General features: G+C 65.0%; 17 protein-coding genes. 5 read left to right on the forward strand and 12 right to left on the reverse strand.

Translation table 11 applies throughout. The features are described 5' to 3' along the window. Positions 1–32: 32 nt before the first annotated feature. The 12 genes from PMI38_RS11585 to PMI38_RS11640 all read right to left on the reverse strand — a co-directional run bounded on the left by PMI38_RS11585 (position 33) and on the right by PMI38_RS11640 (position 13647). Positions 33–581 (reverse strand): hypothetical protein, encoded by a 549-nt coding sequence (locus PMI38_RS11585; RefSeq protein ID WP_008094028.1) that lies wholly within the window; start codon positions 579–581, stop codon positions 33–35. A gap of 29 nt (positions 582–610) precedes the next feature. Further along, positions 611–1315, reverse strand: a complete 705-nt coding sequence (locus PMI38_RS11590) for a TetR/AcrR family transcriptional regulator (protein ID WP_008094029.1) — start codon at positions 1313–1315, stop codon at positions 611–613. Between the two features lie 202 nt (positions 1316–1517). Beyond that, positions 1518–3020: a lysine--tRNA ligase gene (gene lysS, locus PMI38_RS11595; RefSeq protein ID WP_008094030.1), complete on the reverse strand. Its 1503-nt coding sequence runs from the start codon at positions 3018–3020 to the stop codon at positions 1518–1520. 93 nt (positions 3021–3113) lie between these two features. Then, positions 3114–4209, reverse strand: a protein-coding gene (gene prfB, locus PMI38_RS27090) for a peptide chain release factor 2 (RefSeq protein ID WP_157214868.1) whose coding sequence is annotated in 2 segments (ribosomal slippage) — positions 3114–4136 and positions 4138–4209 — 1095 coding nt in all. Because the reading frame shifts where the segments join, the coding sequence is not laid out codon by codon here. 128 nt (positions 4210–4337) lie between these two features. Then, positions 4338–5342: a Wsp signal transduction system regulator diguanylate cyclase WspR gene (wspR, locus tag PMI38_RS11605; protein ID WP_008094032.1), complete on the reverse strand. Its 1005-nt coding sequence runs from the start codon at positions 5340–5342 to the stop codon at positions 4338–4340. A gap of 51 nt (positions 5343–5393) precedes the next feature. Beyond that, the gene (locus PMI38_RS11610) at positions 5394–6407 is read right to left on the reverse strand and encodes a chemotaxis response regulator protein-glutamate methylesterase (protein ID WP_008094033.1); all 1014 of its coding nucleotides are present in this window, start codon (positions 6405–6407) and stop codon (positions 5394–5396) included. After that, positions 6404–8710 (reverse strand): hybrid sensor histidine kinase/response regulator, encoded by a 2307-nt coding sequence (locus PMI38_RS11615; RefSeq protein ID WP_008094034.1) that lies wholly within the window; start codon positions 8708–8710, stop codon positions 6404–6406. The genes PMI38_RS11610 and PMI38_RS11615 overlap by 4 nt, the downstream gene beginning before the upstream one ends. Further along, complete coding sequence (locus PMI38_RS11620; protein WP_008094035.1) at positions 8707–9372, reverse strand: chemotaxis protein CheW; 666 nt, start codon at positions 9370–9372, stop codon at positions 8707–8709. Before PMI38_RS11620 ends, PMI38_RS11615 begins: the two co-directional genes overlap by 4 nt. After that, complete coding sequence (locus tag PMI38_RS11625) at positions 9369–10625, reverse strand: CheR family methyltransferase (RefSeq protein WP_008094036.1); 1257 nt, start codon at positions 10623–10625, stop codon at positions 9369–9371. Before PMI38_RS11625 ends, PMI38_RS11620 begins: the two co-directional genes overlap by 4 nt. Then, on the reverse strand, positions 10622–11134 hold the full coding sequence (locus tag PMI38_RS11630; RefSeq protein ID WP_008094037.1) for a chemotaxis protein CheW: 513 nt from the start codon (positions 11132–11134) through the stop codon (positions 10622–10624). Before PMI38_RS11630 ends, PMI38_RS11625 begins: the two co-directional genes overlap by 4 nt. A 5-nt stretch (positions 11135–11139) precedes the next feature. Further along, positions 11140–12762 carry a methyl-accepting chemotaxis protein gene (locus PMI38_RS11635; RefSeq protein ID WP_008094039.1) on the reverse strand — a complete coding sequence of 541 codons (1623 nt, stop codon included), beginning with the start codon at positions 12760–12762 and terminating at the stop codon, positions 11140–11142. Positions 12763–12960: 198 nt separating this feature from the next. Then, a complete protein-coding gene (locus PMI38_RS11640) occupies positions 12961–13647 on the reverse strand; it encodes a tellurite resistance TerB family protein (protein WP_008094041.1) in 687 nt (228 codons plus the stop codon). A gap of 220 nt (positions 13648–13867) precedes the next feature. On the opposite strand from PMI38_RS11640, the gene ydcS reads away from it, so the two are divergent. The 5 genes from ydcS to PMI38_RS11665 all read left to right on the forward strand — a co-directional run bounded on the left by ydcS (position 13868) and on the right by PMI38_RS11665 (position 19369). After that, entirely contained in the window at positions 13868–15019 is a 1152-nt protein-coding gene (gene ydcS / locus PMI38_RS11645) for a putative ABC transporter substrate-binding protein YdcS (RefSeq protein WP_008094043.1), read from the forward strand. Between the two features lie 138 nt (positions 15020–15157). Further along, positions 15158–16198, forward strand: coding sequence for an ABC transporter ATP-binding protein (locus PMI38_RS11650; protein ID WP_008094045.1), 1041 nt, complete (start codon positions 15158–15160; stop codon positions 16196–16198). A 1-nt stretch (position 16199) separates the two neighbouring features. Beyond that, the gene (locus PMI38_RS11655) at positions 16200–17132 is read left to right on the forward strand and encodes an ABC transporter permease (RefSeq protein ID WP_008094047.1); all 933 of its coding nucleotides are present in this window, start codon (positions 16200–16202) and stop codon (positions 17130–17132) included. Then, positions 17122–17928: an ABC transporter permease gene (locus PMI38_RS11660; RefSeq protein ID WP_008094049.1), complete on the forward strand. Its 807-nt coding sequence runs from the start codon at positions 17122–17124 to the stop codon at positions 17926–17928. The genes PMI38_RS11655 and PMI38_RS11660 overlap by 11 nt, the downstream gene beginning before the upstream one ends. Positions 17929–17944: 16 nt before the next feature. Next, on the forward strand, positions 17945–19369 hold the full coding sequence (locus PMI38_RS11665) for a gamma-aminobutyraldehyde dehydrogenase (RefSeq protein WP_008094051.1): 1425 nt from the start codon (positions 17945–17947) through the stop codon (positions 19367–19369). The last annotated feature ends 254 nt before the right edge of the window (positions 19370–19623 follow it).

Genomic DNA, 19623 nt, shown 5'->3' on the forward strand with positions numbered 1-19623 from the left:
GAGCCGGCTTGCCGGCGACAGGGCCCGCACGGTCATTTGCCGGAGCGCTGGAAGCGCGCCACCTCGACGAACAGGTCGGAGTTGGCCGGGTCATCCAGATAAGCCAGCACCCGCGCCGCCGGGCTGTCGATCAGTACGCCGTCGCCGTTGTCCTCCGGCACCACGGTGCTGCGCCCGGTCAGCTCCTTCTTCTCGACCGCCTGCTGCACCTGCTCGACGTCGAGGTTATAGACCACCAGCTCCTTGCCATCGACGATGTCGAAACCGCCAATCAGGAAGTTGCCGCCCAGGCGCTTGGGCACCCCGGCCGACAGGTACCAGCGGTTGCCGTGGCGCGAGACGGTGAACACATACTCTTCGGGCTTCTTGCCCTTGGCCGTGGCCACTGCCTTGTAGGCATCGGCGCCACTGCGGCTGATCATCAGTTGCAGCGGCTCGCCCCAGGCGTCCTTGCTGCGCCACTTGCCAAGCAGGGCCTTGGGCGCCGCCTGGTTGCTCGGCAAGGGCTCGTGGAAGGTCACCAGACAACCGCCCAGCAGCAGGAATGACAACGTCAACAACACCACACGCCAGGCTTTCATCAGGTTCTCCTTGAAGGGTCGATCTCGTCTCAGGCCGATGCCAACACCAGGTGCAGGTAACGGGTAAGCATAGCGAGCATCTGCCCATCGGCCTGTGCATCGGCATCCTTGAGCAGGCCCTGATATTCCATCTGCTCGATTATCGCCGTCAACATCTGGGCGTCCTGTTCGGGCTGCCGCGAGCCTACGACCTGCAGCAGTTGCCGCGTGCCATGCAGCAGGATCTGCTCATGGGCACACACCAGCTCCGCCAGGCGCGGGCACAACAGCGCTTCCTGGCGGAAGGCCTGCTCGGCCATGAGGAAGTCGCGGCGAGTGAGCAGTTGACGCGAAACATAGTCGGCGGTCATGCGCGCCACTTCGTCGGCCAGCCGCGCGCGCGATTGCGCACTGCCGTCGCCCTGGGCGAGCAACTGGCGCAGCACCACCTCGGTGTTGGCCCAGAGCTTGGCCATGTAGGCGGCGCTGCGCTCGACGTACTGGGCGAAGGTATCGGTGAGCAGGTCCTCGATATCCTTGAAGTAATAGGTGGTGGCGGACAGCGGCACACCGGCCTCGGCCGCTACCGCGCGGTGACGCACGCCGCGCACGCCATCGCGCACGACGATGCGCATGGCGGCGTCCAGAATCAGCTGGCGACGCTGTTCGCTGCCCTGGCGGGCAGTCTTGCGACCTTGGTATTGCACGCTTTCGGCGACGGCGCTGGCGATGCCGGCGGCGCCTTGCTGGGGCATTGCGGGTGTCACTCTGGATACCTCACTGTTCGAGTCATCGGCTGTCCCTATCGCCGGCAAGCCGGCTCCCACAGGGACCCCACAACGCTTGAGTATTGTGGGATCCCTGTGGGAGCCGGCTTGCCGGCGATAAGGCCGCTACAGACAACATAAGCCTTCAGGCAATAAAAAGCCGCCTCGAAAGGCGGCTTGTTCAGTTCACTCAGGCCTGTGGGCGCATGTGCGGGAACAGGATCACATCGCGAATCGACGGCGAGTTGGTCAGCAGCATCACCAGGCGGTCGATACCGATGCCCTCACCTGCGGTCGGCGGCATGCCGTACTCCAGCGCGCGAACGAAGTCGGCGTCGTAGTGCATGGCTTCGTCGTCACCGGCGTCCTTCTCGGCCACCTGGGCCAGGAAGCGTTCGGCCTGGTCTTCGGCATCGTTGAGCTCGGAGTAGGCGTTGGCGATCTCGCGGCCACCGATGAACAGCTCGAAACGGTCGGTCACGGCCGGGTTGTCGTCGTTGCGACGGGCCAGCGGCGAGACTTCGAACGGGTACTCGGTGATGAAGTGCGGCTGCTCCAGCTTGTGCTCGACCAGCTCTTCGAAAATCATCACCTGCAGCTTGCCCAGGCCTTCGTGGCCGAGCACCTTGGCACCGGCCTTCTTGGCGATCTCGCGGGCGCGGTCGACGTCCTGCAGGTCGGCAGCGGTGAGCTCCGGGTTGTACTTGAGGATCGAGTCGAACACCGACAGGCGCACGAACGGCTCGCCGAAGTGGAACACCTTGTCGCCATACGGCACGTCGGTGCTGCCCAGCACCAGCTGCGCCAGCTCGCGGAACAGTTCCTCGGTGAGGTCCATGTTGTCGCGGTAGTCGGCGTAGGCCTGGTAGAACTCGAGCATGGTGAACTCGGGGTTGTGCCGGGTCGAAACGCCTTCGTTACGGAAGTTGCGGTTGATCTCGAAGACTTTCTCGAAGCCACCGACAACAAGACGCTTGAGGTAAAGCTCAGGCGCGATGCGCAGGAACATGGCCATGTCCAGAGCATTGTGGTGGGTTTCGAACGGCTTGGCCGCGGCGCCGCCAGGGATGGTCTGCAGCATCGGCGTCTCGACTTCGAGGAAGTCGCGCTCGATGAGGAACTTGCGGATGTGCGAGATCACCTGCGAGCGAACGCGGAAGGTGTTGCGGGTTTCTTCGTTGACCATCAGGTCGACGTAGCGCTGGCGGTAGCGCTGCTCGGTGTCGGTCAGGCCGTGGTGCTTGTCGGGCAGCGGGCGCAGCGACTTGGTCAGCAGGCGCACATTGGTCATCTCGACGTACAGGTCGCCCTTGCCGGAACGGGCCAGGGTGCCTTCGGCGCTGATGATGTCGCCCAGGTCCCAGGTCTTGACCGCAGCCAGGGTTTCTTCCGGCAGGGTCTTGCGGTTGACGTAGACCTGAATACGGCCAGTCATGTCCTGGATAACCATGAACGAGCCACGGTTGAGCATGATGCGGCCGGCGACCTTGACCGGAATCGCTGCAGCTTCCAGCTCTTCCTTGGTCTTGTCCGCGTATTGCTTCTGCAGGTCGTTGCAGTAGCTGTCGCGACGGAAGTCGTTGGGGAAGGCATTGCCCTTGGCGCGCTCGGCGGCAAGTTTTTCCTTGCGCAGGGCGATCAGGGCGTTTTCTTCCTGTTGCAGGTCTTGCGCTTCGGTCTTGAGGTCGCTCATGTCGTCATTCTTTCCATCAGGTGTTCGTTGCCCTTTTCGGGCAGGGCACGCGATACCGGCGGGCGGCCAGGTATCGCGGCGGTGGTGTGCGGCTTACAGCCCCTGCTTGAGGCTCGCTTCCAGGTACTGGTCGAGGTCGCCGTCCAGAACCTTCTGGCAGTCGCTGCGCTCGACGCCGGTACGCAGGTCCTTGATGCGCGAGTCATCCAGCACGTAGGAGCGGATCTGGTGGCCCCAGCCGATGTCCGACTTGCTGTCTTCCAGCGCCTGGGAAGCGGCGTTGCGCTTCTGCATTTCCAGCTCGTACAACTTGGCCCGCAGCATCTTCATGGCGGTGTCCTTGTTGGCGTGCTGGGAGCGTTCGTTCTGGCAGGCCACCACGGTGTTGGTAGGCACGTGGGTGATACGTACCGCCGAGTCGGTGGTGTTCACGTGCTGACCACCGGCACCGGAGGAGCGGTAGGTGTCGACGCGCAGGTCAGACGGGTTGATCTCGATCTCGACCTTGTCGTCGATCTCGGGCGACACGAATACCGCCGAGAACGAGGTGTGGCGACGGGCACCGGAGTCGAACGGGCTCTTGCGCACCAGGCGGTGCACGCCGATCTCGGTGCGCAGCCAGCCAAAGGCGTACTCGCCCTTGATGTGCACGGTGGCGCCCTTGATGCCGGCGACTTCGCCTTCGGAAAGCTCGATGATGGTGGCGTCGAAGCCGCGCTTGTCGGCCCAGCGCAGGTACATGCGCAGCAGGATGTTGGCCCAGTCCTGTGCCTCGGTACCGCCAGAGCCTGCCTGGATGTCCAGGTAGGCATTGTTCATGTCCATCTCGCCGCTGAACATGCGACGGAACTCGAGCTGGGCCAGGGATTCTTCCAGGCTCTGCAACTCGGTCACGACATCGCTCACGGCGCCTTCGTCATTTTCCTCGACGGCCATGTCGAGCAGGTCCTGGCAGTCGGCCAGGCCGTTGGACATCTTGTCCAGGGTCTCGACGACCTGCACCAGCATGGCGCGCTCGCGGCCCAGGGCCTGGGCGTACTCGGGCTTGTTCCAGACGGCCGGGTCTTCCAGCTCGCGGTTGACTTCGATCAGGCGGTCATGCTTGTGATCGTAGTCAAAGATACCCCCGAATGGACTGGGAACGCTCGGTGAGGTCCTTGATGGTGTTCAGGATCGGTTGGATTTCCATGGGCTGGCTACTCGCGCGAATTCGGTGAAAAGTCGGGGAGTATAACCGAGTCTGGGGCATGGCGGCAGACCCGCCGGGCGGTAGAAATCCTGTGGGCCTATCGCCGGCAAGCCGGCGATGAGGCCCGTTCAGGCGATCCCGACCTGGTTGCGCCCGCTGTGCTTGGCCAGGTACAAGCCCTTGTCCGCCGCCAGGATCAGTTGCCGGCAATGGCTGCCAACCGGCGGCGTATGGGTCGCCAGGCCAATGCTCACGGTCAGACGCGAGTCGGCCTGCGGTGCACTGTGCGGGATATTGAGGCCGAGCACGGTCTGGCGCAGCTTCTCGGCTACCAGCCGCGCACCGCCCGGGGAGGTGTTGGGCAGCACCAGGGCGAACTCTTCGCCGCCATAACGCGCCGGCAGGTCGGTAGGCCGCGAGCACGAGCCACGGATGGCCTCGGCCACCTGGCGCAGCGCTTCGTCACCGGCCAGGTGGCCGAAGCTGTCGTTGTAGACCTTGAAGTAGTCGACATCGATCATCAGCAACGACAACTGCTGCTGCTCACGCATGGCCCGGCGCCATTCCAGCTCCAGGTATTCGTCGAAATGGCGGCGGTTGGACAGCCCGGTGAGGCCGTCGGAATTCATCAGCCGCTGCAGCATCAGGTTGGTGTCGAGCAACTGTTGCTGGCTGACGCGCAAGGCACGGTAGGCCTCGTCGCGTTGCAACAGGGTCAGGTACGAGCGCGAGTGGTAGCGGATACGTGCCACCAGCTCGATGGTGTCGGGCAGCTTGACCAGGTAGTCGTTGGCCCCGGCGGCAAATGCCGCGCTCTTGACCAGCGGGTCTTCCTTGGTCGACAGGACGATGATCGGAATGTCCTGGGTGGCCGGGTTGTTGCGGTATTCGCGCACCAGGGTCAGGCCATCCAGGCCAGGCATGATCAGGTCCTGGAGGATCACCGTAGGCTTGATGCGCATGGCCTGGGCCACGGCCTGGTGCGGGTCGGCGCAGAAGTGGAAGTCGATGTTCTCTTCGTGGGCCAAGCCACGGCGCACGGCTTCGCCGATCATCGCCTGATCGTCGACCAGCAGGACCATCGCCGAGTTTTCGTTGGCGGTCGCGAAACCTTCGATCGGTAAATCAGTCATCCGTTTTCACCTGATCACTGCAGCCTGGGCAGCGTGATTCAATACATGTCGTCATTTTGCAAAGATTTCCATCAAGCGCCCGGCGATTCGCTCCAGCGGACGGATTTCCACCGCCGCGTCGATTGCCGCGGCGGCCTTGGGCATACCGTAGACGGCGCTGCTGGACTGGTCCTGGGCAATGGTCAGGAAGCCCTGCTGGCGCATCAGTTTGAGGCCCTGGGCGCCATCGCGGCCCATGCCGGTGAGCAGCACGCCCACCGCATCGCCGCGCCAGTAGCGCGCCACGCTCTCGAAGAACACATCGATCGAGGGCCGGTAGATTTCGTTGACAGGTTCAGCAGTGTAGGCCAACTGGCCACCCTGTAGCAGGCGGATATGGTGGTTGGTGCCAGCCAACAGCACTTGCCCCGGCTGCGGAAGCTCGCCCTCACAGGCCAGGCGCACCGGCAGCCCGCAGGCGCTGCTGAGCCATTCGGCCATGCCGGCGGCGAACACCTGATCCACATGCTGAACCAGCACGATGGACGCCGGAAACGCCCTGGGCAAACCCTTGAGCAGCACCTCCAGGGCGGCAGGCCCACCCGCCGAAGAACCGATCGCCACCAGGCCCCGGCTCTGGACGGCATCGCGCAGGGGCGCGGCCACAGGTTTGGTCGCACTGGGCCGTTGCTGGCCTATCAGCCAGCTGATGTTGAGAATCTTGCGCAGCAGCGGCGCCGCTGCCTCGCGCGCATCGCCCGCGCCGAGGGCGGGGGTATCGACCACATCCAGGGCGCCATGGCCCATGGCCTCGAACACCCGGTGCACGTTCTGCTTGCGATCGACGGTAACGATGAGGATGGCGCAGGGCGTCTCGGCCATGATCCGCCGGGTCGCTTCGACGCCGTCCATCACCGGCATGATGAGGTCCATGAGGATCAGGTCGGGGGTGACCTCGGCACACTTGCGCAGCGCCTCGGCGCCATTGCCGGCCACCCAGATCACCTCGTGCGCGGGCTCGAAGGCCAGGGCCCGGCGCAATGCCTCCACGGCCATGGGCATGTCGTTGACGATGGCGATCTTCATCCTTGAGCACCTCCGATCAATTCAACCACAGCATCCAGCAACGCATCGTCGTGGAAACTGGCCTTAGCCAAATAGTAGTCGGCTCCGGCGTCCAGGCCACGGCGTCGATCTTCTTCGCGGTCCTTGTACGACACCACCATCACCGGCAGTGACTGCAGCCGCTGGTCGCGGCGCACCAGCGTGACCAGCTCGATACCGTCCATGCGCGGCATGTCGATATCGGTGATCAGCAGGTCGAAGTCCTCGCCGCGCAGGGCGTTCCAGCCGTCCATGCCATCGACGGCGACGGCCACTTCGTAGCCGCGGTTGCTCAACAGCTTGCGTTGCAGTTCGCGCACGGTCAGCGAATCGTCGACCACCAGGATGCGTTTGCGGGTCACGCCACGACCCATCTGGGCGCCGCGTTCGATACGTTCGAGGCGGCCGGTGCTGAGCAGCTTCTCGACCGAGCGCAGCAAGTCTTCGACGTCGACGATCAACACCACCGAACCATCGTCCAGCAAGGCCCCGGCGGAGATGTCCTGGACCTTGCCCAGGCGCGGGTCCAGCGGCATCACCACCAGCACGCGCTCGCCGATCAGGCGCTCCACGGCCACCCCGTAAAGCTGTTCGCGTTCGCGGATCACCACCACCCGCAAGCTGCCGCCCTCACCGTGCTCCGCAGGCCGGTTGAGCAGCTGGCTGGCGGCTACCAGGCCGATATGCCGGCCCTCGTGCCAGAAATGCTGGCGCCCTTCGATCTGCACGATCTGCTCGGCGGCGACCTCCAGGGTGCGTTCGATATGCGCCAGCGGGAACGCGTAAGCCTCGCCACCGACCTCCACCACCAGGCTGCGTACCACCGACAGGGTCAGCGGCACTTCCAGGTGGAAGCGGCAGCCTTGACCGGCCACGTGGGTCAGCTCGATCGACCCCCGCAGCTCGCGGACCATGTGCTGCACCGCATCCAGCCCGACGCCACGGCCAGACACCTCGGTGACCTTGTCGCGCATGCTGAAGCCCGGCAGGAACAAGAAGGTGAGCAGCTCTGCCTCGCTCATCTGCTCTACCGTGTCGGCTGGCGACAAGCCCCGCTCGACAATGCTGCGGCGTAACCGCGCAATGTCGATACCGGCACCGTCGTCGCTCAGTTCGAGGATCAGCAGGCCCGCCTGATGGGACGCGCGCAGGCGTATCGCGCCCTCCTCCGGCTTGCCAGCCAGCAGGCGCTGTTCGGGCCGTTCGATGCCATGGTCGACGGCATTGCGCAGCAAATGGGTCAGGGGCGCATCGAGTTTTTCCAGCACATCGCGGTCGACCTGAGTCTTCTCGCCGTCGATCTGCAGGCGCACCTGCTTACCCAGCGAGCGCCCGAGATCGCGGACCATGCGGCTCTGGCCGGTGAGCACGTCGGCGAACGGACGCATCCGGCAGGCCAGGGCGGTGTCGTAGAGCAACTGTGCGCGCTGGCTGGCCTGCCAGCCGAATTCGTCGAGGTCGGCCGCCTGCTGTTGCAGGATCTGCTGGGTTTCCAGCAGCAGCCGCTGGGTCTGGGCCAGGGCTTCGAGCACTTCCGGGCTCTGGCCGCTGTCCTCCAGTTGGGTCTTGAGGCCATCGAGGGCGCGCATGCCTTGGCCGTGCATGCGTTTGAGGCGCTGCAAGGTGGCCAGGTAGGGCTTCAGGCGCTGGGTCTCGACCAGCGACTTGCTGGACAGATCGAGCAGGCTGTTGAGGCGGTCGGCGGTCACCCGCAGTACCCGCTCGCCCCCTTCCCCACCGCGTTTGCCGGTCTTGCGCAGCGCCGGCAGTTCGTTCTCGGGCTCAGCGTCGAGCAGTGCCGGCTCGGCTGGCGCTGGCGATGGGACCGGCGCAGGCATCGGCACGGCGGGTTCGGCCACGGGCGTCGGCTTCGGCGCCGGTACCACGGGAGCAGCCCCCGGATCGATCAAGCCGGCCATCTGCACGAGGAATGCCGGCACGCCAGCCTCGCCCTGCGGATCGCCGGGCGTGGCGATATGCAGCAATAGGTCGGTACCGCGCAGCAATGCATCGATATGCTCGGCACGCAGCAGCAGCCGGCCTTCCTGGGCCGCCACCAGGCAATCTTCCATCACATGGGCAACGCTGACCCCGGCATCGAGACCGACGATCCGCGCCGCGCCCTTGAGGGAGTGAGCGGCGCGCATGCAGGCTTCCAGTTGATCGGCCTGGGTCGGGTTGCGCTCCAGCGCCATCAGCCCGGTGCTGAGCACCTGTGTCTGGGCTTCGGCCTCCAGGCTGAACAGTTCGAGCAACGATGCGTCGCGCATTTGCTCAGGGGTCATGACAGGCTCCGCTGCACGGCAGACAGTAGTTGTTGGTCGTCCAGCACGCGCACACTGCGCCCGCGCCACTGCATCACAGCAGCCGTGAAGGGTGCCGCTTCCTCGCTGGCGCCTGCCAGCGCGAGGTCCAGACGGTGGATGCCATCGATCTCGTCCACGGCCATCACCACCGGGCCACCGGTCGCGGCCAGGATCAACATGCGCGGCATTGCCCGGCCACTGCGCGGCTGATCAGGCACATGCTCGCCCCCCAGCAGGTCGCTCAGTGACAGGCACGGGACCAGGGCGCCACGTACGTTGGCCACACCCTGCAGTACGCGCGAGCGCTGGTGGGGCAGCGAATGCACCGGCTGCACCGGGGCGATTTCGGCCAGGCAGGCGGTGGCCAGGGCCAGCCATTCCTCGCCCAGGCGGAACAGCAGCAGCGAGCTTCCAGCAGCGGCCTCGCTCACCTGAGCTTCGTGCACCTGGTCGTCCTGAACCAGCGCATAGCGGTCCAGCAGGCGCGTGGCAGCAGCGGCGTAGACGTCACAGTTGCGACAGTGGATGTGCCGTTCCAGCAGCGGGCACTGCTTGTCACCATGCACGCCGATACGGTTCCAGCAATCGTCGATGGCCTGATCGTCCTTGGCGAGCAGCCCGAGCGCGTGTTCGACGCTCATCGTTCAGACTCCCTTCCGACCCGCGCCGCACGCTCCTGCAGGCGGCGAGCGCCGGCGCTATCGCCTTGGGCGGCCAGCAGCGTGGCCAGGTGCAGCAACGCTTCAGGGTGCTGCGGCTCCAGGTACAAGGCCTTGCGGTAATGGCTCAACGCTTGCGCAGCGTCGCCTTCGGTATCACTGAGCAGACCCAGCCAGTAGTACACCTGCGCTTTCGGCGCGAACTCGCGCAGGTAGCGCTGGCAGCTGGCGCGCGCTTGCACGCTGTCACCGGCATTGGCTTGTCGCGCGATGCTGGCCAGCAACTCGCTTTCGCTCTCGCGTGGCGCGGCCACCGGGGCAGCGAGCGGTGTCGCCGGTCGCGGTCGCGGCGCAGGTGCAGGCCGGCTCGGCGCGATCGGGGTCGCCGGCGGGAGTGGGGACGCGCTGCGCAGGGGCTGAGGTGCTGCGATGGGGGCATCCGCAGGCTGACGCACATAGGCAAATGACTGGGCAATGCCCAGCGGACGCATGCCCAGGCGCGCCAGCAGGCTGCCTTCGGCAGGCCCGATGAACAGCACGCCCTCGGTATGCACCAGGCGCTTGAGCACCTCGAAGACCCGCTGCTGGGTCTGCACATCGAAGTAGATCAGCAGGTTGCGGCAGAACACGAAATCGTACTGGCCATTGCGGCTGGCCAAGATCGGATCGAGCACGTTGCCCACCTCGAACCGCACCTGTTGACGTACCCGTTCATCCAGCTGATGGCTGTCGCCGACATCGACGAAGTGCCGCTCGCGAAACGCCAGGTCGCTGCCACGGAACGAGTTGCGTCCATACACGGCCTGCACGGCCTTGGCCACCGAATTGGGGCTGATGTCCATGGCGTCGATCTGGAAGGTGGCGGGGTTCAGCCCTGCATCCAGTAACGCCATGGCCAGCGAATAAGGCTCTTCACCGGTTGAACACGGCAGGCTGAGCAAGCGCAACGGCCGCTCGCCGGCCAGTTCGGCCAGGCGCTTGTGGGCCAGGCCGGCCAGCGCGGTGAACGACTCGGGGTAACGGAAAAACCAGGTCTCCGGAACGATCACCGCTTCGATCAAGGCCTGCTGTTCGTCTGCCGATTGCTGCAGGCGCAGCCAGTAATCGTCGAGGTTGGCGGCATTGAGCGCGACGCAGCGCTGGCGCAGGGCACGCTCGACCATCGGTACGCCTACCGACTCGACGTCCAGGCCTATTCGCTCCTGCAGAAAACGGAAAAAGCGTTGCTGGCTCATGACCACACCTGCTGCTGGCCTGACGGGTTCGGGAACAACAGCTGACGCACGGCGTCACTGAGCAGGTCATCCACCTCGATGCGCTGCAGCAGCCCCTGTGCATCCTGGCGCACCGGGCCCAGGTAAGGGGCTTCGCCGTTATCCAGGCCATAGGGCTGGAACTCCTCCGGGCGGCAGCGCAGGGTCTCGGTGGCCTGCTCCAGGATCAGCCCAAGTTGATGTTCCTGCCGGTAATGCACCAGCACCAGGCGAGTGCTGGTGCGCTCGGCGGCGGGCTCGGCAAAACTCAAGGCACACAGGTCGATCACCGGCACCAGCACACCCCGGTGGGCGAGGATACCGGCGACCCAGGCAGGTGCCTGGGCAATCGGCTTGAGTGGCCGGCGTGGCAGCACCTCGATCACCTCGTGCACATTCAGGGCGAAGCGCTGCTGGCCAAGTCGAAACTGCAGGTACAGCGTGCCCTTGGCGCGGGCCGCCGCTGCCGTATGCGGATGCAGGTCGGTCATGACGATCAGACTTTGAAGCGCGATACGCCGCCGCGCAGGCCTGCAGCCACCTGGCTCAGCTCATCGATGGCAAAGCTGGCCTGGCGCAGCGACTCCACGGTCTGGGTGCTGGCATCGCTGAGCTGGGCCAGGGCCTGGTTGATCTGCTCGGCACCGGTGGCCTGGGCCTGCATGCCTTCGTTGACCATCAGCACCCGTGGCGCCAGCGCCTGGACCTGATGGATGATCTGGCTCAGTTGTTCGCCGACCTGCTGCACCTCGAACATGCCGCGGCGCACTTCCTCGGAGAACTTGTCCATGCCCATGACCCCGGCCGACACCGCCGACTGGATTTCCCGCACCATCTGTTCGATGTCGTAGGTTGCCACGGCCGTCTGGTCGGCCAGCCGACGCACCTCGGTGGCGACCACCGCGAAGCCACGGCCGTATTCGCCGGCTTTTTCGGCTTCGATGGCGGCGTTGAGCGACAGCAGGTTGGTCTGGTCGGCGACCTTGACGATGGTCACCACCATCTGGGTGATGTTGCTGGCCTTTTCATTGAGGATCGCAAGCTTGGCGTTGACCAGGTCGGCGGCGCCCATGACCTGGTGCATGGTTTCTTCCATGCGCGCCAGGCCTTGCTGGCCAGAGCCGGCCAGGCTCGACGCCTGGTCGGCGGCGCTGGTGACTTCGGTCATGGTCCGCACCAGGTCGCGGGAGGTGGCGGCGATTTCACGCGAGGTGGCGCCGATTTCCGTGGTGGTGGCAGCCGTTTCTGTGGCCGTGGCCTGCTGCTGCTTGGAGGTGGCGGCAATCTCGGTCACCGACGTGGTCACCTGGACCGACGAGCGCTGGGCCTGGGACACCAGGTTGGCCAATGCTTCGGCCATTTCGTTGAAGCCACTTTCGATGGCGCCGAACTCATCCTTGCGGTCCAGGCTCAGGCGCATGCTCAGGTCGCCCGAGCGCAGCTTGTCGAGGGCATGCACCACTCGCTGCACGGGTGCGGTGATGGCCCGCATCAGCAGCAGCCCGCAGATACAGGCAGCAATGATCGCCAGCAACAGCGAGATCATCATGCTGCCTTTGGCCGCGCTCACGGCGCTGCCGATTTCTTGGGTGGCGGCGTCGGCCGACTCGCGGTTGTGCTCGATCACCGCGTTCAGGTGCTTGCGCCCGTCGACCCAGGCCGGGGTCAGGACATCGCTGATCAGCCGCTCGGCTTCGGTGTAGTTGTGCTGGCGATAGGCGTCCAGCACCTCGCCGATGAGCTTGATGTAGGTTTCTTCCATCTGCACGAAGTCATCGAACCGGGCCTGGTCGTCACTCGCCTGGATGGTGGCCTGGTAACTGGCCATGTGTTGCTTGAGGCGCGCCTCGAAACTCTTGAACAGCTCCATGTCTGCCGGGGTCACTTCACGGCGGTTGGACAGCCCCACCAGCTGCTGGCTGGTGATATAGCTGTCGACCCAGGCACTGCGGATCATCGAGCTGTAGTAGACCCCTGGAATGCTGTCGGTCCCCACTGCCTCTTCGGCCTTTTCGATCGCCATCAGCCGCGAGTAGGCGGCGACGATCATCAGCAGCATGATGGCGATGATCACGGCGAAACTTGCCAGGATCCGTTGGCGCAAGGTCCAGTTCTTCACATTCAGCCCTCAGGAATTCACAACGAGCGGGAAAAATCGTCGAAGTATAGCGTAGGCGCCCTACGCTTTTGCGGCTGAAATGCGCGGAAAGTGTGGTCTTTACCGATGTACAAGCCTGCTCCCACAGGATCTGCTCGGCCCTTGTGGGGCCCTTGTGGGAGCCGGCTTGCCGGCGATGGCCTGCAAAGCAGGCCCTTGTCACTGCCCAGCAGCAAGCCTCACCTGGTTCTCCAGCTCCTGGCGCAACGCCGGTTCCAGGCGCAGCTGGCGGGCCAGTTCATCCAGGTAGGCGCGCTCCATGAAGTTTTCCTGATCGACCATCATCACGCTGGCCAGGTACATCTCGGCCGCCATCTCCGGTGTTTGCGCCGCGCGGGCGACTTCGGCCGGGTCCAATGGCTTGTTGAGTTCCGCATGCAACCACTGCCGCAGCTCGGCGTCGCTGTCCAGGCGGGTGAATTCGCCTTCGATCAGCTCGCGTTCGCGCTCATCGATATGACCATCGGACTTGGCCGCCGCCACCAGCGCACGCAGTACCGCCTGGCTGTGCTGCTCGGCCTGGGCCGGGGGCAGCCGGTCGAGTGTCTGCGGCGCGGCGCCCTGCCCTGCGCCCTGGCTCGCCTGCCAGTTGCCGTAGGCCTTGTAGGCGAGTACGCCCAGAGCGGCCAGCCCCCCGTAGGTCAGCACTTTGCCGCCCACATTGCGCGTTTTCTTGTTCCCCAGCAGCATGCCCATGACCCCGGCGGCCAACGCCCCGCCGCCAGCCCCGGACAACAATCCGCCGAGCCCACTTGCGCCCGCCGAGGGTTTGCCGGCGCCTGACTGTTTGTTCAGCAGATCCTGGCCGGATTTGAGCAATTGATCGAGCAAGCCACGGGTGTTCATGAACATGTCTCCACGTTGCGAAATGTAACGGCCAGAGTAAGGCCTGCCGTGTGCCGGGCCACCCCTGGATTTGCTTCCAGATGTTGCTTTAGCTGGCAAAAAGCCAACCAGACTCGATATCGCCAACATCCTGCGCAAGCGCACTACGCTTATAACAATCGCATCACTGCTTTCTTGATGACTGCCCCTACCAAGATCTCCAAGAAGAAGAGGGAACACCATGTCAGTGCACAAGACCGCATTGCTCGGCGCCGTGACCGGCGCGCTGCTGGCCAGCGCCGGCCTGCAGGCCGCCGAGCTGCCCAAGGCCCTGGGCGCCACCGAAGGCCGGCTGGATATCGTCGCCTGGCCCGGCTACATCGAGCGCGGCGAGAGCGACAAGGCCTATGACTGGGTCAGCGGCTTCGAGAAGGAAACCGGCTGCAAGGTCAGCGTCAAGACCGCCGCCACCTCCGATGAAATGGTCAGCCTGATGAACAAGGGCGGGTACGACCTGGTCACTGCCTCCGGGGATGCCTCGCTGCGCCTGATCGTCGGCAAGAAGGTGCAGCCGATCAACACTGCGCTGGTCCCCAACTGGAAGAACATCGACCCGCGCCTGCAGAACGGCGGCTGGTACGTGGTCGACAAACAGGTCTATGGCACCCCGTACCAGTGGGGCCCGAACGTGCTGCTGTACAACACCAATACCTTCAAAGAGGCGCCGACCAGCTGGGGGGTAGTGTTCGAGCCGCAGGACCTGCCCGATGGCAAGCCGAACAAGGGCCGTGTGCAGGCCTATGACGGTCCGATCTACCTCGCCGACGCGGCGCTGTACCTGAAATCGGCCAAACCGGAACTGGGCATCCAGGACCCCTACGAGCTGAACGAAGCCCAGTACAAGGCGGTGCTCGACCTGCTGCGCCAGCAGCAACCGCTGATCCACCGCTACTGGCATGACGCCACGGTGCAGATGAGCGACGTGAAGAACGAAGGCGTGGTCGCCTCCAGCTCCTGGGGCTACATGGTCAATGGCCTGAAGGCCGAGAACCAGCCGGTGGCCTCGACCATTCCGAAGGAAGGCGCCACTGGCTGGGCCGACACCACCATGCTGCACGCCGAGGCCAAGCACCCCAACTGCGCCTACAAGTGGATGGACTGGTCGCTGCAGCCGAAGGTGCAGGGCGATGTGGCGGCCTGGTTCGGGTCGTTGCCGGCGGTGCCGGCGGCGTGCACCAGCAGCGAGTTGCTGGGGGCCGAGGGCTGCAAGACCAACGGCTTCGACAACTTCGACAAGATCGCTTTCTGGAAAACCCCGCAGGCCCAGGGGGGCAAGTTCGTGCCCTATAGCCGATGGACGCAAGACTACATTGCGATCATGGGCGGGCGCTAAGGTCGATTGAGTCCTTACCGGCCTCTTCGCGGGGCAAGCCCGCTCCCACAGGGGCTGCGGCGCTACGAATCCTGTGGGAGCGGGCTTGTCCCGCGAAGAGGCCGGTACAGGCAACATAAGCACAGCTGAGTACCGCCCATGCCCCTAGCAGTCCAGTTCACCCAGGTCTCGCGCACCTTCGCCGAGGTCAAGGCCGTCGACCAGGTCAGCATCGACATCGAGGACGGCGAGTTCTTCTCCATGCTCGGCCCCTCGGGCTCAGGCAAGACCACCTGCCTGCGCCTGATCGCCGGCTTCGAGCAACCCGACAGCGGCTCGATTCGTATCCACGGCAGCGAAGCCGCCGGCGTGCCGCCCTACCAGCGCGACGTCAACACGGTGTTCCAGGACTACGCCCTGTTCCCCCACATGAACGTGCGCGACAACATTGCCTATGGCCTCAAGGTCAAGGGCGTGGCCAAGGCCGAACGCCACACACGCGCCGAAGAGGCGCTGGCCATGGTCGCCCTGGCCGGCTACGGCGAGCGCAAGCCGGCACAGCTTTCCGGCGGTCAGCGCCAGCGCGTCGCCCTGGCCCGCGCCCTGGTCAACCGGCCGCGGGTGCTGTTGCTCGACGAGCCACTGGGCGCGCTCGACCTGAAACTGCGCGAACAGATGCAGGGCGAGCTGAAGAAACTGCAGCGCCAGCTGGGCATCACCTTCATCTTCGTCACCCACGACCAGACCGAAGCCCTGTCGATGTCCGACCGCGTGGCGGTGTTCAACCGCGGCCGCATCGAACAGGTCGACACCCCGCGCCAGCTCTACATGAAGCCCGCCACCACCTTCGTCGCCGAGTTCGTCGGCACCTCCAACGTGGTGCGTGGCGACCTGGCCGAGCAGCTCAGCGGTGGCCGCTCGCCCTTCTCCATCCGCCCCGAACACATCCGCCTGGGGGACTCGCCCAGCAGCGGCCAGGACGTTCAGCTCAGTGGCCTGCTGCGCGACATCCAGTACCAGGGCAGCGCCACGCGCTTTGAGGTGCAACTGGACAACGGCCAACTGCTGGCGGTAAGCCAGGCCAACGACCGCTGGCAGGACCAGCCACAACCCTGGCAGGCCGGCCAGCGGGTGCAGGTGCGCTGGCCACGTGAAGCGATGACGGCGCTGCAGGAAACCGTGCTGGTCGAGGGCCGCTGAAATGAGCCTGGCCCAGCCACCTTCAAGCCCGTTGCGCCGGCTATCCAACCTGCTCTACCGGCGCCCCAACCTGTACCTGTTGCTGCTGCTGATCCCGCCGCTGACCTGGTTCGGCGCCATCTACCTGGGCTCGTTGCTCAACTTGCTGTGGCAAGGTTTCTACACCTTCGACGACTTCACCATGGCGGTGACGCCGGCGTTGACCCTGGGCAACTTCGCCGCGCTGTTCAACCCGGCGAACTTCGACATCATCCTGCGCACCCTGGCCATGGCCGTGGCGGTGTCGCTGGCCAGCGCGGTCCTGGCCTTCCCCATCGCCTACTACATGGCGCGCTACACCACCGGCAAGACCAAGGCCTTTTTCTATATCGCGGTGATGATGCCGATGTGGGCCAGCTACATCGTCAAGACCTACGCCTGGACCCTGCTACTGGCCAAGGGCGGCGTGGCCCAGTGGTTTGTCCAGCAGTTGCACCTGGATGGGTTGCTGCAAGCCGTGCTGGCCATACCCGGGGTGGGCGGCAGCACGCTGTCGACCTCGCACCTGGGGCGCTTCATGGTGTTCGTGTACATCTGGCTGCCGTTCATGATCCTGCCGATCCAGGCCTCGCTGGAGCGCCTGCCGCCGTCGCTGCTGCAGGCTTCGGCGGACCTCGGCGCGAGGCCGGGGCAGACCTTCTGGCAAGTGATCCTGCCACTGTCGATCCCCGGTATTGCCGCAGGCTCGATCTTCACCTTCTCGCTGACCCTGGGCGACTTCATCGTGCCGCAACTGATCGGCCCGCCCGGCTACTTCATCGGCAGCATGGTCTACGCCCAGCAAGGGGCGATCGGCAACATGCCGATGGCCGCCGCGTTCACCCTGGTGCCGATCGTGCTGATCGCGGTCTACCTGTCCATCGTCAAGCGCCTGGGAGCCTTCGATGCACTCTGAAAAAGCCTCGACCGGACTGCGCCTGGCAGCGTGGGGTGGTTTGCTGTTCCTGCACTTTCCGATCCTGATCATCGTGTTGTACGCCTTCAACACCGAAGACGCGGCGTTCAGCTTCCCGCCCCAGGGCTTCACCTTGAAATGGTTCGCCGTGGCCTTCGCCCGCCCGGACGTGCTCGAGTCCATCAAGCTGTCGATCCAGGTAGCCTGCCTCGCCACGCTGATCGCCCTGGTGCTCGGCACCCTGGCTTCGGCAGCGCTGTACCGGCGCAACTTCTTCGGCAAGGAGGGGATTTCGCTGATGCTGATCCTGCCGATCGCCCTGCCGGGGATCATCACCGGCATCGCCCTGCTGTCGGCGTTCAAGAGCCTTGGGATCGAGCCCGGGATATTCACCATCGTGGTCGGTCACGCCACCTTCTGCGTGGTGATCGTCTACAACAACGTGATCGCGCGGTTGCGCCGTACTTCGCAGAGCCTGATCGAAGCCTCGATGGACCTGGGCGCCGATGGTTGGCAGACGTTTCGCTACATCGTCCTGCCCAACCTTGGCTCGGCACTGCTGGCCGGGGGCATGCTGGCCTTCGCCCTGTCGTTCGACGAGATCATCGTTACCACCTTCACCGCCGGCCATGAGCGCACGCTGCCGATCTGGCTGCTCAACCAGCTGAGCCGCCCGCGCGACGTGCCGGTGACCAACGTGGTCGCCATGCTGGTGATGCTGGTGACCATGCTGCCGATCCTCGGCGCCTACTACCTGACCCGCGGCGGTGAAAGCGTCGCGGGCAGCGGCAAATGACCTACAAGGAGCCCCCATGCAAATCAACATGCTGATCAACGGTCGCCTGGTCGCTGGCGAAGGCCCGGCGTGGACCGTCCTCAACCCGGCCGAGGGCAGCGCCCTGGTACAGATCAACGAAGCCAGCGAGGCCCAGGTCGATGCCGCCGTGCGCGCCGCCGACCTGGCCTTCGACAGCTGGTCGCAGACCAGCCCCAAGGAACGTTCGCTGGCCCTGCTGGCGCTGGCCGATGCCATCGAAGCACACGGCGATGAACTGGCCAGGCTGGAATCGCAGAACTGCGGCAAACCCTTCGCCGCCGCCCTCAATGACGAAATACCGGCCATCGTCGACGTGTTCCGCTACTTTGCCGGCGCCGCCCGCTGCCTGGGGGGCTCGGCCGCAGGCGAATACCTGCCGGGCCATACCTCGATGATCCGCCGCGACCCGCTGGGCGTGGTGGCCTCGATCGCGCCGTGGAACTACCCGCTGATGATGCTGGCCTGGAAAGTCGCCCCGGCCCTGGCTGCGGGCAATACCGTGGTCATCAAGCCGTCCGAGCTGACCCCGCTGACCGCCCTGCGCTTTGGCGAGCTGGCCAAGGGCCTGCTGCCTGCCGGCGTGCTCAACATCCTCTTTGGCCGTGGGCAAACGGTCGGCAACCCGCTGGTCACCCACCCCAAGGTGCGGATGGTCTCGCTGACCGGCTCGATCCCTACCGGCGCGCACATCATTGGGTCTACCGCCGACAGCGTGAAGCGCATGCACATGGAGCTGGGCGGCAAGGCACCGGTGCTGGTGTTCGACGACGCCGACATCGATGCCGCCATCGACGGCATCCGCACCTTCGGCTTCTACAACGCCGGCCAGGACTGCACGGCGGCCTGCCGTCTGTATGTGCAGAGCGGCATCTACCAACGTTTTGTCGAGCGCCTGGGCAAGGCGGTTTCGAGCCTCAAGGCAGGCGTGCAGGACGCCGAGGACACCGAGCTGGGCCCACTGATCAGTGCCCAGCACCGTGACAAGGTGGCGGGCCTGGTGAACCGCGCCATTGCCCAGCCGCACATCCGCCTGATCACCGGCGGCAAGGCACTGCCAGGCGATGGGTTCTTCTTCGAGCCAACGGTGCTGGCTGACGCCCTGCAGGACGATGAGATCGTGCGCAATGAGGTCTTCGGTCCCGTGGTATCGGTGACGCGTTTCACCGACGAAGCCCAGGCACTGGAGTGGGCCAACGATTCGGAATACGGCCTGGCCTCATCGGTGTGGACCCGCGACACCGGCCGCGCCCATCGCCTGGCGGCGCGTTTGCAGTATGGCTGCACCTGGGTCAATACCCACTTCATGCTGGTCAGCGAAATGCCCCATGGCGGGCAGAAGCATTCGGGGTATGGGAAGGACCTGTCGATGTATGGGCTGGAGGATTACACCTGTGTGCGGCATGTGATGATCAAGCATTGAGGTGAGTCTGCTGGGGCATGGCGCGAGTCATGTAGCGCCCTCGAGATCGAGCGCCGCCCGCGCGGCGCATCGCGGATAAATCCGCTCCTACATTTGTTGCAACGTGCCATGGTCTGTCAGGCCATGGTTGTCCGCCTTTGGCGCCCGTCAAAAAAACGCGTCGAGCCAACAAGGCTGGCAACCATGGCCTATCAGGCAGAGGTACGTTGCAACAAATGTAGGAGCGGCTTTAGCCGCGATGCGCCGCGCGGGCG

The sequence above is a fragment of the Pseudomonas sp. GM84 genome, from assembly GCF_000282535.1.
Lineage (GTDB): Bacteria > Pseudomonadota > Gammaproteobacteria > Pseudomonadales > Pseudomonadaceae > Aquipseudomonas.